We start from the raw sequence: 17698 nt of genomic DNA, 5'->3' as shown, positions 1-17698 counted from the left end.
CCGTTTAAAAATTATTAGATTTGTAATTAATAAAAGAGGCTTGTCCATTTAAAATGCATAAAAACCAACCGTCCCACATTGGCGCATTACTTTTAGACATTGGCGCATTGCTAATGAGCTCTGGTGCAAATACAAACAGAATTCGTATAACCATACAGCGAATAGGCAAAAGTTATAATTTCCAAACCGATTTCTTGATTACCCACAGAGCAATCATGCTAACGCTTAAAGATTCTGAAGGAAAGGTGTCTTTTAACGAATTAAAACAAACCTATCATCACGTCCCTAATTTTAAAATAGTAAGCGGATTAAGCAAATTAAGTTGGCTGATTGTAGAAGAAAAACTCCCTGTAAGTCAAGCCATTGATGAAGTGGAGCGTTTAAAAAAGCTTCCCCACTATCCTCGTTTTTTAGTTTTATCGGTTGTAGCATTTGCATGTAGTTCCTTTTGCCGTTTAAATGGTGGTAATTTTGCAGAAATGCTTATCGTTTTCATTGCTGCTTTTTCAGGATTATTCTTAAGACAAGAATTAACTAAAAAAAAGGTAAACCCTTACTTCACCATATTTATTGCTTCTTTTATAACCGCCATGATATCGGGCGGCTTGGGTACTTTTTTACCATACGAACATGATCGTATTGTATTTATTACGTCTATACTATATTTAATTCCAGGAATTCAACTAATTAATTCTATTACAGATATGCTAGATGGCAACACCATTAATGGTATTGTTCGCGCTTTTATAGGTTTAATAGTATCATTTGCTATTTCAACAGGATTGTTACTTGCCATCTTATTTTATAATACTTACTAACATGGATGCAACTATTTTTATTGAGAAATGGATCTGGTTCGGTACTGCCGCTTCTGGTTTTGCTGTTTTATTCAATGTACCTACCAGAACAATTATTTCCATTTTTTTAATGGCTTCCTTAGGCGGTATTACCAAATTAATTTTAATGAATTTGGGTGTAAACATTATATTTAGCACACTAATAGGCTGTGCTTTAATAGGCTTACTTAGCATAATTGCTGCCCACCATAAACATTCACCTCCATTTATATTTGCAATTCCTGCGGTAATTCCCATGCTACCCGGGGCTTTTGCGTATTACACCATGAAAGGTTTTATCAAGCTTTCACACAATACAGATCCAAATGAATTTGTGCCGCTATTAAATGATACCTTTACATATGGAAGTAAAACATTTTTTGTTTTAATGGCTATTACCATTGGTGTTTATGCCCCAATGCTACTAACCAGAAAAGAGTCGGCAAAACAAATTAAAATTCCCTTATTACAGAAACGTAAAAAATAAAACTTCGTTACAAATCGCATACTAATTAACATTCCGTTTTAAAGTTTAATAGTATATTTGCAAAAAATTATCCTAAAGCTTTAATGAGTAAATTAGTAATAGTTGGCACCGTAGCATTTGATGCTATTGAAACGCCTTTTGGCAAAACAGACAAAATTCTTGGTGGAGCAGCAACCTTTATTGGCTTAGCAGCATCACATTTTAACATTGATGCAGCAGCTGTTTCAATTGTTGGTGGCGATTTTCCCCAAAAATATTTAGATCTTTTATCTAAAAAAAATATTGATATTTCTGGTATTGAAATTGTAAAAGAGGGCAAAACTTTCTTTTGGAGTGGGAAATACCACAACGATATGAATACCCGAGATACCTTAGTAACAGAACTAAACACCTTGGCTGATTTTAAACCAGTTGTTCCAGAAAATTATCGGAATGCCGAAATAGTAATGTTAGGAAACTTGCACCCTATAGTGCAATCTAGCATTTTGGATCAAATGACTAAAAAACCTAGACTAGTTATTTTAGACACCATGAATTTTTGGATGGATAGCGCCCTTGAAGATTTACATAATGTAATGAAACGCGTAGATGTTATCACTATAAATGATGAAGAAGCTAGACAACTAACCGGGGAATACTCCTTGGTTGTTGCAGCTAGAAAAATTCATACAATGGGCCCTAAATATGTGGTTATTAAAAAAGGAGAACATGGCGCCTTTTTGTTTCATGAAGACCAAGTTTTTTATGCCCCTGCCTTACCATTAGAAGCTGTATTTGACCCAACAGGAGCTGGAGATACATTTGCGGGTGGATTTGCTGGATACATAGCAAAAACAGGTATCACATCTTTTGAAAATATGAAAAATGCTGTAATTTACGGTTCAACGTTAGCATCATTTTGTGTTGAGAAATTTGGAACCGAACGTATGGAAAATTTAAAAAGTTTAGAAGTACATAACCGACTGCTGCAATTTAGAGACCTAACTAAGTTTGATATAAAATTACCGTAAACCGACGCGCTCATAAATAGAGCGCGTTTTTAATATAAATTATAATTTCCGAAAAAGCGAAAATATTTACAAATGAGTGATGCAATAAAACACGAATGTGGTATAGCTGTTTTAAGACTTTTAAAACCGTTAGAATTTTATAAAGAAAAATATGGTAGTGCGTTTTATGGGGTAAACAAAATGTACCTCATGATGGAGAAACAGCACAACCGCGGGCAAGATGGTGCCGGTTTTGCCAGTATTAAATTGGACACCAAACCTGGAGAACGCTACATAAGTCGTGTGCGCTCTGTTGCACAACAACCCATTCAAGACATATTTGCTCAAATAAATGAACGTATAAATAAAGAATTTGTATCACATCCAGAATATGCAGATGATGTGACATTGCAAAAAAGACATATTCCATACATAGGTGAAGTGTTTTTAGGCCACGTACGTTATGGTACTTTCGGAAAAAATAGTGTAGAAAGTGTACATCCGTTTTTAAGACAAAACAACTGGATGCACAGAAACTTAATTATGGCTGGAAACTTTAACATGACCAATGTTAAAGAATTATTCGCAAACCTAATCCGACTTGGGCAACATCCAAAAGAGTATACCGATACCATTACTATCATGGAAAAAATTGGTCACTTTTTAGATGATGCGGTAAGTAAAATTTACAAAGACGTAAAAAAAGAAGGTTATAGCAAAAACCAGGCTTCACCATTAATTGCCGAGCGCTTAAACGTTGCAAAGGTTTTAAAAAAAGCAGCTAAAGATTGGGATGGTGGTTATGCTATGGCAGGATTAATTGGGCATGGAGATTCTTTTGTATTAAGAGATCCTGCGGGCATCAGACCAACCTATTATTATATTGATGACGAAGTTGTTGCAATTGCATCCGAACGACCCGTAATTCAAACCGTTTTTAATGTGAAATTTGAAGACGTAAAAGAATTAGCTCCAGGACATGCTATTATTACTAAAAAATCAGGTAAAGTCGTTATTAAAAAAATTCTAGAACCTTTAGAGCGAAAAGCTTGTTCTTTTGAACGTATTTACTTTTCTAGAGGAAGTGATGCTGAAATTTATCAGGAACGTAAAATGTTAGGTAAACTATTAATGCCTAAAGTTTTAGAGGCTATTGATAATGATACTAAAAACACGGTGTTTTCATACATCCCAAATACAGCAGAAACCTCTTTCTTTGGAATGATTGAAACTGCAGAAGCAGCATTAAACAAAAAGAAAACTGCAGCTATTTTAACTGGACAGCGGTCCCTTTCCGCCGAAAAAGTAACCGATATTCTTTCAGAACGTATTCGCGTAGAAAAAATAGCTATTAAAGATGTTAAATTAAGAACCTTTATTACGGAAGATAGTAGTAGAGACGATTTAGTGGCACACGTTTATGATGTTACTTATGGTGTGATAAAACCAAATGATAATTTGGTAATTATCGACGATAGTATTGTAAGAGGTACTACCTTAAAAAAGAGTATTTTAAAAATACTTGACCGCCTAAATCCTAAGAAAATTATAGTTGTTTCATCTGCACCACAAATTCGTTATCCTGATTGTTACGGTATCGATATGGCAAATCTTGAAAGTTTAGTTGCTTTTAGAGCTGCCTTAGAGTTATTAAAAGAAGCTGGTAAATACGATGTTGTAAAAGAGGTTTATGATAAATGTATTGAGCAAACCGATTTGGACGACAAACATGTACAGAACTTTGTAAAAGAGATTTATGATCCATTTACAGATGAGCAAATTTCTGATAAAATAGGAGAACTTTTAAGTCCTGAAAACATAAAAGCTGAAGTGAAAATTATTTTTCAGCCGGTTGAAAATTTACATAAAGCATGTCCAGAGCATTTGGGAGACTGGTATTTCACTGGAAATTACCCAACTGTTGGAGGTAATCGTGTTGTAAATCGTGCCTTTATTAATTTTTACGAAGGCAATAAAGAACGTGCTTATTAATTTTTAAATAATCAATTTAAACAGATATAATTCAATTAATTACATTTAATCTGAAAAAATTGCGTTTTATCTAATAAATATTTAGAGTTTCTAAATTAGACCTACTTTAGTATCACCATAACATAAGTAGGTTAAGTTCATGGTAGATTTGGGGCAAAAAAAGGTGAACTCTCGTTCGCCTTTTTTTATGCACTTTAGTTTCGTCGCATTTCCTTTTATCTAGGTTTAAATTCATTAAAACGCATTATACTCGCTTAAGCCAATATATTAGTAGTTTAACTAAAAAATTTTATTCAGCGCTTATCCTAATATATATTTGGCTCACCATAACATAAGTAGGTTAAGTTTATGGTAGATTTGGGGCAAAAAGGTGGACACTCGTTCACCTTTTTCATTTTATATACTTTTATGATATTAACCTATTAATTTTGCCCAACTTTTTAATCTTTTCTATTTGTTATCGTTTGAATTTGCGTTAGGGATAGCAGTGAAAAGCCCACAGCGAGGTACGAGCGAGGACTTGTAACGTATAGCCCGACCCTTTCGGGTAACGCCATAAAAAAAAGCAAACCCATAAAAATGAGCTTGCTTTTATTTAAACATGTAAGTATGTTTTATTTTGCTTCAGCGTAACGTTTTTCAACTTCATTCCAGTTAATTACATTAAAAAATGCGTTTATATAATCTGGACGACGGTTTTGGTAGTTTAAATAATATGCATGTTCCCAAACATCAATTCCTAAAATTGGAGTACCTCCACAACCAACACCTGGCATTAGTGGATTATCTTGATTTGGAGAAGAGCAAACTTCTACTTTACCTCCTTTATGAACACATAACCAAGCCCATCCTGAACCAAAACGAGTTGCTGCTGCTTTAGAAAACGCATCCATAAAACCTTCTTTAGAACCATAAGCTGCTTCGATAGCATCTTTTAATTCACCAGATAAATAGCCTTTACCTTCTGGTTTCATTACGTCCCAAAATAAAGAGTGGTTGTAAAATCCGCCTCCATTATTTCTAACTGCGGCATTATTCATATCTAAATCTGCAAGAATGGCTTCAATAGATTTTCCTTCTAAATCAGTTCCTGAAATTGCATTATTTAAATTGGTAGTGTAACCTTGGTGATGTTTTGTGTGGTGTATCTCCATAGTACGTGCATCAATATGAGGCTCTAAAGCGTCATAAGCATATCCTAATTGTGGTAATTCAAAAGCCATAATGTTTTTGTTTTAATTATTAGTATTTATTTCCTCTTCAAATTTACGCATAAAACCCATCAATTAAAAATAATTAATTGTTATCAAATCATTGATAGTTTTTATCTTGTATGCAAAATTTGAAATTTCATGTCTCAGAATCAACTTTTTACTATATATAATGCCTCTGCCGGAAGTGGTAAAACCTTTACACTAGTAAAAGAGTACTTAAAAATTTTATTTAAGTCAAAAAACTTGGAGCAGTTCAAGCGTATTCTAGCCATCACTTTTACAAATAAGGCTGTTGCTGAAATGAAAGAACGCATTATTAAAATGCTAAAAAAATTCTCGGATGAAGCGATACTTGATAATCCTGATTCCATGTTCGAAACTATTTGCCAAGAACTGCGAATAGCACCGCAAGAACTTCATGAAAAATCTAAGTTATTATTGAATACCATTTTGCATAATTATGCTGCTTTTGATATTTCAACTATTGATAGATTTACACACAAACTAATAAGAACTTTTGCTTACGACCTAAAACTTCCATTAAATTTTGAAGTTGAATTAGATCAGGACGCTTTGCTAAGTGAAGCGGTAGATAGCTTAATTTCCAAAGCTGGTACCGACGCTATCTTAACAAAAGTATTAGTTGAATTTGCTATTGAAAAAGCCGATGATGATAAAAGTTGGGACGTGGCATTCGATTTTAATAAAATAGCCAAGTTACTTACCAATGAAAACGATATACCGTTTATAGAAACTTTAAAAGATAAAACTTTAGACGACTTTAAATCTTTAAAAACTCAATTAAAAAAAGAAATTGCAACAACAGAAACTGCTATTGTGGAAGGGGCTGAAAGTCTTTTAACCTTATTTCAAGAAGCCGGTCTAGAGTTTAATGACTTCACCTCTGGTTACTTACCAAAACACTTTCAAAAATTGGCCGATAAAAATTTTGATGTTGCGTTTGGAAACAAATGGCAAGAAAATCTTGAAAATGGCACATTGTATCCAAAACGTGTGAGTGCTCATACAGCTTCAACCATTGAACAATTACAGCCTCAAATAGTACAAGCTTTCAATCTTACTAAACAGGCTGTTTTTCATATTAAATTCTTAAAAGCATTTTATAGAAACATAACGCCATTATCGGTTTTAAATGCGATAAATAATGAATTAAATATGTTGAAAATTGACCAGAACAAGATGCTCATTTCGGAATTTAACAGCATTATTAGTAAAGAAATATGCAACCAACCCACACCGTTTATTTACGAGCGTTTAGGTGAAAAGTTTAAACATTATTTTATTGATGAGTTTCAGGACACCTCGACCATGCAATGGGAAAACTTAATGCCTTTATTGGATAACTCTTTAGCTACCGAGTCTGGAAGCACAATGTTGGTTGGTGATGCTAAACAAGCAATTTATCGTTGGCGCGGCGGGAAAGCAGAACAGTTTATACATTTATTTAATAAAACATCAAAACCATTTCTGTTTGAACAAAATGTAAAAAGTTTAGATTTTAATTATAGAAGCTACAAAGAGGTTGTAAATTTTAACAACGGTTTCTTTAATTATTTAGCATCTCAGGTATTTAGTAATGATGCTTACATAAATCTTTACGAAAATGCAAAACAAACCATTAGTAAAGAGGAAGCAGGTTACGTATCCTTATCCTTTTTAAACCTAGAAAAGGAGGATACCCGCGATGACGTATTCTGTGAAACTGTGTTCAAAACCATCCAAAATTGTTTAGATAACAACTTTAAACTTGAAGATATTTGCGTGTTGGTACGAAAGAAAAAAGAAGGTGTAGCAGTAGCTAATTATCTAAGTCAAAAAAACATTCCTATTATTTCATCGGAAACGTTACTTATATGCAATGCTCCTGAGGTTGCCTTAATAAACAATATACTTTCAATCTTAGTTCAACCAAAAAACAATGAAATTAAAGTACTAATTCTAGAATTTTTAGCCTCAAAGTTTAAAATTGAGAATAAGCACGACTTTTTTATTAATCATATAAATCTTTCTTCAGAACAATTTTTTAAAAGTTTTGAAACTTTTAATATCCATATTTCCAAGCAGCAATTACTGCAGTTACCCTTGTTCGATTTAGCCGAAACAATTGTAAGAAGTTTTAATTTGGTTGAAAAATCGAACGCTTATATCCAATTTTATTTAGATGTTGTTCTGGAATTTTCAAATAAAAAAGGCTCCAATATTTCCGGCTTCTTAGAGTATTTTGAAAAGAAAAAAGAAAGTTTAAGCATTGTTTCTCCCGTGGGGCAAGATGCAATACAGATAATGACCATTCATAAATCCAAAGGTTTGGAATTTCCAGTTGTCATTTTCCCTTATGCGGATCTGGATATATACAAGGAGATTGAACCGAAAGAATGGCTCCCTATAAACAAAGAAGTTTACAACGGATTCACACACACCTTATTAAATTTCAATAAAGATTTTGAAAATTTTGGCAATGTTGGACATGAGATTTTTATTAAACATAAATCGGAACAAGAACTGGATAACATCAACTTGTTATACGTAACATTAACCCGTGCGGTAGAACAACTCTATATCATTTCATCGAACGAGACAACCTCCAAAGGCGATGTTACTACAAAAAAATATTCAGGACTTTTTATCAACTATCTGCAATACTTGGGTGTTTGGAACGACTCGGAGATTAATTATACTTTTGGCTCCCAAAGCAGGCAAAGTGTTCCTAAATTTATTTCATCCGAAAACACGGTTCAAACGGAATTTATTTCAACTTCAAAAGAAAGTCAGAATATTAAGGTAGTAACAAAATCAGGAATGCTTTGGGATACTAACCAAGAGGAAGCAATAGAGAAAGGGAATCTAATTCACAACATTATGGCAAAAATTAAAACAAAAGACGATGTTGAAATGGCGATTTCTGAATACCTAAATGCTGCTATTATTTCACCAGAGCAAGCAGTAAGGTTGAAAAAAATAGCATTACAAATAGTAAACCATCCAGTACTTGAAGCTTATTACTTACCAAACATAACTATTTATAACGAACGAGACATAATTGCAAAGGATGGTATCATTTTAAGACCCGACCGCGTGGTTTTGACCAATGAAAATGAAGGGGTTATAATTGATTACAAAACAGGTTTTGAAGACAAAAAACACATTCAACAATTACATTCTTATCAAGATGTATTATTAGACATGAACATTCGCATTAAAAAGAAAATTCTTGTCTATATCAATGATCATGTTTTAGTAAAAGAAGTGTAATTTTGATAAAAATTAAAATAAAATTATGTACGGAAAACTAAAAAACCATTTAGAATTAGAGCTTCAAGACATAAAAAATAGCGGGCTTTTTAAAGAAGAACGCATCATCACATCTACACAAGGAGCAGAAATTACTTTAAATACCGGTGAAACAGTTTTAAACTTTTGTGCCAACAATTACCTAGGGCTATCATCGCATCCCGACGTTATTCAAGCAGCCAAAGATACTTTGGACTCTCATGGTTTTGGAATGAGTTCGGTTCGTTTCATATGTGGCACACAAGATATACATAAAGAATTAGAACAAAAAATTGCCGATTTCTATCAAACAGAAGATACCATACTTTATGCCGCAGCCTTTGATGCTAACGGTGGTGTTTTTGAACCTTTACTTGGAGAAAAAGATGCTATTATTTCCGATTCTTTAAATCACGCATCCATAATAGATGGTGTACGCTTATGTAAAGCTGCAAGATACCGTTATGCAAACAGTAATATGGAAGATCTAGAAGAACAACTTATTGCTGCCAATAAAAATGGGGCCCGGTTTAAAATAATTGTAACTGATGGCGTGTTTTCTATGGATGGTATTGTAGCGCCACTTGATAAAATTTGTGATTTAGCCGATAAATACGAAGCCTTAGTAATGGTTGATGAATGTCATGCTGCAGGTTTTATTGGTAAAACAGGACGAGGAACACTAGAAGAAAAAAACGTTTTGAACAGAGTTGATATTATTACAGGTACTCTAGGCAAAGCTCTAGGTGGCGCCATGGGTGGTTATACTACAGGTAAAAAGGAAATAATAGAGATACTCAGGCAGCGTTCTAGACCTTATTTATTTTCAAACTCACTAGCACCAACCATTGTAGGAGCCTCTATTAAAGTGTTTGATATGCTGGCAAACAATACGGAACTGCGTGATACCTTGGAATGGAATACCAACTATTTCAAAAAAGGCATAAAAGCGGCAGGGTTTGATATTGTAGATGGAGATTCGGCTATCGTTCCAGTGATGCTTTACGATGCTAAACTGGCACAAACTATGGCAAATATGCTTTTAAAAGAAGGAATTTACGTTATAGGATTCTTTTATCCTGTAGTTCCAAAAGAAAAAGCAAGAATACGTGTGCAACTTTCGGCGGCCCACACTAAAGAGCATTTAGACAAAGCAATACTAGCATTTACTACAATTGGAAAAACATTAAACCTTATTTAAAAACGTTCTGAAATATCTTGGTTGAAGTAAATTCTTCGTTTTTTTTATATATTTGTCTTTGTTAATAACATTTAACAACTTACTTTTGTTTACAATTAACACTTAAAAATTAAACTTTTGAATATGAAAAATCTTAGCAGATTACTGTTCGCTATGTTGATAGTCCTTGGTTTTAGCAACGCTAATGCGCAAGACAAAAACAATCCATGGCAAATTACAATTGGTACAAATGCAGTGGACGCCTATCCTTCTGGAGATGGAGCTCCATTTAGTGAGACTATTTTTGAAGACTACTTCAATGTAAGTGATCACTGGAACATTTTACCTTCTTTATCAACAATCGCTGTATCTAAATACGTAGGTGACGGATTCTCTTTTGGAGTTGCTGGATCTTTAAACAAAATTGAAAATTGGGGCGATGATTCAGTAGATGATTTATCGTACTACGGTGTTGATGGAACTATTAAATACAACTTTTTACAAGGTACAACTATCGATCCTTATTTAGGAATTGGTGGTGGTTACACTTGGGTTGATGGCATTGGTGCTGGAACTTTAAACGGAACTTTAGGTTTAAACATTTGGTTTAACGAAAACATCGGTTTAACAGTTCAATCAGCTTACAAACATGCTTTTGAAGATTACTTACAAACTCATTTCCAACACACTGCTGGTATCTCTATCAAATTTGGTGGAACTGATACAGATGGTGATGGTATCTACGATAAAGATGATGCTTGTCCAGACGTTAAAGGTATTGCAGCTTTCAATGGTTGTCCTGATACTGACGGTGATGGTATTGAAGATAGTAAAGATGCTTGTCCAAATGAAGCTGGTTTAGCTGAACTTAACGGATGTCCTGATACTGACGGTGACGGTGTTGCTGATAAAGATGACAAATGTCCTTCTGTTGCTGGCTTAAAAGCATTAAACGGTTGTCCTGATGCTGACGGTGACGGTGTAACTGATGCTGACGATAAATGTCCTTCTGTTGCTGGTCCTGCTGCTAACCAAGGATGTCCTTGGCCTGATACTGACGGTGATGGTGTATTAGATAAAGATGACAAATGTCCTTCTGTAAAAGGTACTGTTGCAAACAATGGTTGTCCTGAAGTATCTGAAGAAGTTCAAAAAACTTTAAATGCTTACGCTAAAACAATTTTATTTGATACAGGAAAATCTTCTATCAAATCTCAATCTGAGGCTGTATTAGCTGACATTATTAAAATTCTTAAAGAATACCCTAACTCTAAATTTACAGTAGAAGGTCATACTGATAGTGTAGGTAGCGATAAATTAAACCAAGAGTTATCTAATTCAAGAGCTAATTCTGTGAAAGAATATTTATCTTCTCATGGTATTGATGCAGCTAGACTTTCATCAATGGGTTACGGTGAATCAAAACCAATTGATACTAACAATACTAGTAAAGGTAGAGCTAACAACAGACGTGTTGAAATTAACTTAGCTAAATAATTTAAAGCTAGTTAACTTTAAAATAATAAGTTTAAAAACGCTTCGGATATCCGAAGCGTTTTTTATTTTTATACAATGACAACTTTTATTTTTGATGTTCTAAAAGACTTGCAAAAACATAACGCAAACTTTTCCGAACTTACCTTTATTCTACCTAGCAAAAGAGCTGGTCTCTTTTTAAAACACCAACTTAGTAAGGTTACTAATCAAACTATTTTTTCCCCTACCATAATAAGTATTGAAGAATTTGTAGAGGAGTTATCCGGACTAAAAACCATTTCAAACACCGAATTACTTTTCCAGTTCTATAACACTTACCTGCATTTAACAAAAAAACAAGACGCAGATACTTTTGAAGTATTTTCAAAATGGGCACAAATTCTGCTTCAGGATTTCAATGAAATTGATAGGTATCAAATTCCACAAAAAAACATTTTTGAATATTTAAGCGATATTCAAGATTTAAAACATTGGTCGGTTGAAGGAAATCAAACCGATTTTATTAAAAAATACTTAGCTTTTTGGAAAAAAATACATTTATATTATTCCCATTTCACAGAGCAACTTTTAAATAATAGCGTAGGTTACCAAGGATTAATTTATAGAACAGCTGCTGAAAACTTAGCCGATTACATAAAGAAGAACCCAGGCAAACAACACGTTTTTTTAGGTTTTAATGCACTAAATACGTGCGAAAAAACTATTATTCAAGATTTACTTAAACATCAGTTAGCGAAAGTCTACTGGGATATTGATACTGTTTTTATAAACCACCCAAACCACGACGCTGCTTTATTCACTAAGCATCATAAAGCTACTTGGCCATACTATGAAAGCAACCCTTTCAATTGGGTTATTGAACACTACGCTACACAAAAAAACATTCAAACTTTTGGTATTCCTAAAAACATAGGTCAGGCCAAATATATCGGTTCCATATTAAATGCCTTAAAAAAGGACAATCCAAACCTTCAAAATACAGCCGTTATTCTGGGTGATGAAAGTTTATTAATTCCAGTACTTAACTCACTACCAGAAAATAGCGAGGCTTTAAACATAACTATGGGTTTTCCGCTAAAGTCCATTCCGTTAGCATCTTTGTTCGAAGCCCTATTCTATCTACATAAAAGTCCATCAAATGGTTTTTATTTTAAAGATGTAATCAATATTATATCACATCAATTTATAAGACCTTTATTTTTTGTTGATGGTATAGACTACGCTTCTAAACTCGTTGAAACCATAGAAGACAACAACATCATTTTTGTTAGTCTTGCCCGTTTACATCAAATCGCAGAAAAATCAAATAAGATTATTAGTCTGTTATTTGAAAATTGGAATAAATCCATCGCAGATGCGCTAAAAAATTGTTCAGAGCTCATAATTGCCATCAAACATAATTTAGATGAACATAAGACTGCAAATTTACTTGCGTTAGAGTACTTGTATCGCTTTAATGAATTGTTTAATGAACTTTCCCGATTAAACACAAAGTATGAGCACATTAAAGATATTTCCACCCTCTTTGGTATCTATAAAGAGTTATTAAGTAGCGAAACTTTAGATTTCCAAGGCGAACCCTTGCAAGGTTTACAAATTATGGGGATGTTGGAATCGCGCGTTTTGGATTTTGAAACTGTTATTATTTCGTCTGTTAATGAAGGCGTGCTACCTTCAGGAAAAAGTAATAATTCCTTCATTCCCTTCGATGTGAAACTGGAAAACAAACTACCAACCTACAAAGAAAAAGATGCTGTTTACACCTACCACTTTTACAGACTTCTACAGCGTGCTAAAAATGTTTACATTTTATACAACACAGAAGCAGATGTACTTACTGGTGGTGAAAAAAGTAGGTTTATCACACAAATGGAATTAGAAGGCATTCATAATCTAAATCATCAAATTATAGTGCCACAAGTACCTATTATTGAAACAGCACTAAATAGTATTGAAAAAACAGAAAGTCTACAAAAAGACATCATAAACCTAGCTAAGCAAGGCTTTTCGCCATCCTCACTAACATCATATATTAGAAATCCTATTGATTTTTATTATCAAAAATTATTAAAAATAAATGAATATGATGATGTTGAAGAAACGGTAGCCGCAAACACCTTAGGAACCGTTGTACACAATACACTCGAAGATTTTTACAAACCATTAATAAACCAAACCTTAACAGTTGATGTAATTAACAACCTGAAAAACCAAATTGAAGCTCAGGTAAGCCATCATTTCAAAAAGGAATATAAAGAAGGTGATATTTCAAAAGGTAAAAACCTCATTATTTTTGAAATTGCAAAACGTTATGTTTCTAATTTTATAGATTTGGAAATTGCAGATTTAAAAGCTGGAAATCAAATAAAAATTATAGCTATTGAAGCAAAAAGTGAAGTTAATCTGCCTATAGATGAATTAAACTTCCCTGTAAAATTGGTTGGAAAAGTAGACAGAGTGGATGAGTACAATGGCATAACACGAATTATTGATTATAAAACAGGGCGGGTTGACCAAAACCTAGTTGAAATTGTTAATTGGGAAGACCTTTCAACTGATTATAAAAAATTTAGTAAAAGCTTCCAGGTACTTACCTATGCCCTAATGATGCAACTTTCTGGTGATATTAAACTCCCCATTGAAGCTGGTATAATTTCATTTAAAAATTTAAGTGCCGGCTTTTTAAAATTCGCAAAAAAAGATAAGCCAGGAGCTTATGCAAAAAAAGAAACCTTAATTACCAACGAAACTATTGATGCATTTACCATTGAATTAAAAAAGCTTATTTTAGAAATTTGCAATCCTAATATTCCTTTCACCGAAAAAGAAGTTTAATATGTTAGTACACAATGATATTGTTATAAATGGAGACCATCACAAACCAATTGTAATTGATGTAACCTATATGGAAAATTCATCTAACCTACCCATTATCATCTTTTGCCATGGCTACAAAGGTTTTAAAGATTGGGGCGCTTGGAATGTGATGGCAGACCAATTTGCAAAGGCTGGATTTTGCTTTATAAAATTCAATTTTTCACATAATGGTGGTACAGTATCACAACCCATCGATTTTCCAAATCTGGAAGCTTTTGGAAATAACAATTACACCAAAGAGTTAGACGATTTACAAAGCGTTTTAGATTGGATTGAAAGCAATTCTAAATTAAAAAACATAGCAAACCCTGATAGAATTTCATTAATTGGACATAGCAGAGGCGGAGGTATAGCCTTAATTAAGGCAGAAGAAGATGAAAGAATAAAGGAGGTTATAAGTTTAGCAAGTGTATGTGATTTTGGTTCTAGAATGACGGCCCTCGGCGATTTAGAAAATTGGAAACAAACCGGCGTAATCCATGTTCTAAACGGAAGAACCAAGCAGAAAATGCCGCATTATTATCAGTTTTATGAAGATTTTAAGGCAAATGAAAAACGCCTAACAATCAAACGCGCAGTTTCAAATTTAAACAAACCACACCTCATTATTCATGGCAATCAGGATGATAGTGTATTGTTAAATGAAGCGGAACAACTTCACGAATGGAACCCAAAAAGCGACTTTCAAATAATTGATGAGGCTAACCATGTGTTTGGTACATCTCACCCATGGGAAAAAGACTATTTGCCATCACATTTAAACGAGGTTGTTAAGAAGTCTATAAAATTTCTTAAAAAATAAGCTTAAAAAACTTCCTAAAACATACCATTTGCTTTATTTTCATTTCTAAATTCACGCAAAGCCAAAACTTTATATCAAAACGAAACCCTTTAAATTGGTTCGGTTTTACACAACCCTTCCCTAATTTATACATTTTTGTAATTTTCTTCACTTTTTTTACAAAAATGTAATTTTTTAATAGATCAAAATTTACACAAGTAATTGGTTTTCAGTTGTTTAAAATTTCGGCATTACAGTTGTTTATAGATTTTTAAATTTTTTTTTCATCCTAATTAAAGTTTAACTAAAATCTATATTTATGAATGTAATTATCCCTGTAACAGATTTAGATAATGGTAAAAATAAACTAGCCAAAGGCTTTCATAATACAGAATATGCCTGTATATATAACAGCCTTAATAATAGCTATAAATGGATTAAAACCAAAGAAATAAGCAATCTAGAAGATAACCTAAGTTTAGCCCTCAAACAAAAAGGAATATATACCATCATAACAAGCCATATGCCTTTTTTGGCCTTAAGGCTATTTAAAGAAAGTGGTTTGCTTACCTACAAATCTAAAAGTAAAGATCTTGAAGAAAATATAGCGCTATTTTTAAAAAATGAATTAGAACCATTTACCGGACAAATCCAGTTTAACACTTCCAGCTGTAGCAGTTCTTGCAACTTGGGTTCGTGTGCATCATGCCATTAATACCAAAAAAACATGTCAATTAGTAAAGCCATTGAATTCGTTAAAATAGCAAGTGAAAGTGAAGAACTTAGAAATGCTTGCACTGACCTCTCAAAAGAAAAATTATTGGCAAAACTGAACTTTAATGAAACAGAATTTGAAGATGCCATAAATATGGAATTGGTAAAATGCCAAACGTATGAACAGGCTGAAACATACCAACAATTAAGAATATGGTTTTTAATATTATAAAATTATGGAATATAGAGATTTAGAAAAAGTACGATTAATAATTGAAGCAGCCACAGGCCTGGAAATTGCATACGCCTACGACGATTTGGTGTTTCCTGATTACACAGCATTTATCATGCAATTTGACGACTCAAAATCCACCCATTTTTTCTGTCACTTTCACGAAGATTGTAACGAAAAAGAAACGCTTTTTAAAGAACTTTCAAATGCCTGTAAACAACAGAAATGTACACTTACCCTTAAAGGGGATTTCAAATTAGCTCAAAAAAACGAAGCAGTAGAACTACAATTTATATAACAAACATGGCAAATAAGAAACTCAACTGGAAAACCTGGTTACAAGAAGGAGATCAATATTTAAAAGCCTACGGTACCAAAAGTAGGTTTGGCGCAGAAATTAGGTATAACTTAGTGTCTATGTCGTTTGAAGCCTATTCGATGGCCATTTTAGATTATCATAAAAGTTTACCACATAATCATACTTATACAGATTTGATGAATGCTTTGGAATCTGTAATTCCTATAGATGCAACACTTAAATCGCGTATTTTAAAATATGAAAATATACAATCTATATGCTCTATTGAAAAATATTACACCACAAAACCTTCAGAAGAGGATTTAACAGATTTGAAAAGTGCTGTTATTGAAATTAGCAATATGGCGCATAATATATGCCTACCTGTTAATTAAATATGTTACCGTAGCCAAAGGCTCATTTTTTAAATAAAACTACAAGTGTACTTATAGAATTCCAACTGGATTTTTGGAGTAATCTGCCCATTTTTTATAAATAAACCCTTAATAAGCATTTAATAAAATGAGAAGGCCACTAATTTTTATTATTGCAATTGGCTGTATTATAAAAAGCTACAGCCAAATAACCGTTTATAAAGATCAGGGTGTCTGGTTTACTCTCACCAATAATGTTAAATTTTCTGAAACCATTTCGATTGGAAACCGTTTACATTTTCGGACCGTTGATTTTTTGCAACAACACCAATATGTTGTTATTGAAACTGGTGTTAATTATAAATTAAATAAAAATATATGCTTTGGTGTTGGTTATTTACTTGGCACACTTTATCCAAGCGGACAATTGCATGCTCCAATAACAAAACAAGAAAACAGAATTTGGCAAAATTTAGTTATAACCTCAGCCATGGGAGATACAAAATTGTGTCACCGTTTTATTTTTGAACAACGGTTTAAAGATATTGTTGCCTTAAATTCCAATGATGAATACAAAATCGAAGGCGTTTCATATGGTCAAAGAATTAGGTATCGTCTAGAAATTACAACCAATTTACTAAAAATGAAAAATGATAAAATTATTTACGGAAGAATTTCAAATGAAACCCGAATTAGATTTGGAACGGGTTTAAAAGAACCTGACTTTGATCAAAACAATTTTGCAGCATTATTGGGCTACCAATTATTTAGTAATTCAAAAGCTTGGGTTGGTTATGGCAAATGCTATTTCAAAACTAATCCTACCACGTTTATATCTAACAATATTTTACATGTTACACTAAGCTACGACATCGATTTATACAAAAAGAAGAATTCTATTGATGGCATATTACGAGAATCTTAATTTATATAAAC

At 33.0% G+C, this 17698-nt stretch carries 15 protein-coding genes; 14 read left to right on the top strand and 1 reads right to left on the bottom strand.

The features are described 5' to 3' along the window. Window positions 1-53: 53 nt before the first annotated feature. From ABYI63_RS01720 to ABYI63_RS01705, 4 genes are all read left to right on the top strand, one after another. Complete coding sequence (locus tag ABYI63_RS01720; protein ID WP_372752769.1) at window positions 54-818, top strand: threonine/serine exporter ThrE family protein; 765 nt, start codon at window positions 54-56, stop codon at window positions 816-818. A gap of 1 nt (window position 819) precedes the next feature. Then, the gene (locus tag ABYI63_RS01715; RefSeq protein ID WP_372752767.1) at window positions 820-1323 is read left to right on the top strand and encodes a threonine/serine exporter family protein; all 504 of its coding nucleotides are present in this window, start codon (window positions 820-822) and stop codon (window positions 1321-1323) included. A gap of 83 nt (window positions 1324-1406) precedes the next feature. Further along, window positions 1407-2333, top strand: a complete 927-nt coding sequence (locus ABYI63_RS01710; RefSeq protein WP_372752765.1) for a PfkB family carbohydrate kinase — start codon at window positions 1407-1409, stop codon at window positions 2331-2333. Between the two features lie 72 nt (window positions 2334-2405). Then, window positions 2406-4304: an amidophosphoribosyltransferase gene (locus tag ABYI63_RS01705; protein WP_372752763.1), complete on the top strand. Its 1899-nt coding sequence runs from the start codon at window positions 2406-2408 to the stop codon at window positions 4302-4304. Window positions 4305-4918: 614 nt separating this feature from the next. On the opposite strand, the gene ABYI63_RS01700 is transcribed toward ABYI63_RS01705, so the two are convergent. After that, window positions 4919-5527 (bottom strand): superoxide dismutase, encoded by a 609-nt coding sequence (locus tag ABYI63_RS01700; RefSeq protein WP_372752761.1) that lies wholly within the window; start codon window positions 5525-5527, stop codon window positions 4919-4921. Between the two features lie 129 nt (window positions 5528-5656). Between ABYI63_RS01700 and ABYI63_RS01695 the strand changes: the two genes are divergently transcribed. From ABYI63_RS01695 to ABYI63_RS01650, 10 genes are all read left to right on the top strand, one after another. Further along, window positions 5657-8791 (top strand): UvrD-helicase domain-containing protein, encoded by a 3135-nt coding sequence (locus ABYI63_RS01695; RefSeq protein ID WP_372752758.1) that lies wholly within the window; start codon window positions 5657-5659, stop codon window positions 8789-8791. A gap of 25 nt (window positions 8792-8816) precedes the next feature. Then, a complete protein-coding gene (kbl, locus tag ABYI63_RS01690; RefSeq protein ID WP_372752756.1) occupies window positions 8817-10010 on the top strand; it encodes a glycine C-acetyltransferase in 1194 nt (397 codons plus the stop codon). Between the two features lie 123 nt (window positions 10011-10133). Further along, window positions 10134-11486, top strand: coding sequence for an OmpA family protein (locus ABYI63_RS01685; protein WP_372752754.1), 1353 nt, complete (start codon window positions 10134-10136; stop codon window positions 11484-11486). Window positions 11487-11561: 75 nt separating this feature from the next. Then, a complete protein-coding gene (locus ABYI63_RS01680; protein WP_372752752.1) occupies window positions 11562-14321 on the top strand; it encodes a PD-(D/E)XK nuclease family protein in 2760 nt (919 codons plus the stop codon). Window position 14322: 1 nt separating this feature from the next. After that, the gene (locus ABYI63_RS01675; RefSeq protein WP_372752750.1) at window positions 14323-15165 is read left to right on the top strand and encodes an alpha/beta hydrolase family protein; all 843 of its coding nucleotides are present in this window, start codon (window positions 14323-14325) and stop codon (window positions 15163-15165) included. 298 nt (window positions 15166-15463) lie between these two features. After that, complete coding sequence (locus tag ABYI63_RS01670; protein ID WP_372752748.1) at window positions 15464-15859, top strand: hypothetical protein; 396 nt, start codon at window positions 15464-15466, stop codon at window positions 15857-15859. Between the two features lie 12 nt (window positions 15860-15871). Next, window positions 15872-16090 carry a hypothetical protein gene (locus ABYI63_RS01665; RefSeq protein ID WP_372752746.1) on the top strand — a complete coding sequence of 73 codons (219 nt, stop codon included), beginning with the start codon at window positions 15872-15874 and terminating at the stop codon, window positions 16088-16090. Window positions 16091-16094: 4 nt separating this feature from the next. Then, complete coding sequence (locus tag ABYI63_RS01660; RefSeq protein ID WP_372752744.1) at window positions 16095-16388, top strand: hypothetical protein; 294 nt, start codon at window positions 16095-16097, stop codon at window positions 16386-16388. A gap of 5 nt (window positions 16389-16393) precedes the next feature. Next, window positions 16394-16783, top strand: a complete 390-nt coding sequence (locus ABYI63_RS01655; protein WP_372752742.1) for a hypothetical protein — start codon at window positions 16394-16396, stop codon at window positions 16781-16783. 127 nt (window positions 16784-16910) lie between these two features. Further along, window positions 16911-17687, top strand: a complete 777-nt coding sequence (locus ABYI63_RS01650) for a DUF2490 domain-containing protein (protein ID WP_372752740.1) — start codon at window positions 16911-16913, stop codon at window positions 17685-17687. Window positions 17688-17698 lie beyond the last annotated feature (11 nt).

This window comes from Mariniflexile sp. (assembly GCF_041583155.1).
Taxonomy (GTDB): Bacteria; Bacteroidota; Bacteroidia; order Flavobacteriales; family Flavobacteriaceae; genus Mariniflexile.
Note: the sequence above shows the minus strand (reverse complement) of the source record. Positions and strands in the feature narration are given on the sequence as shown.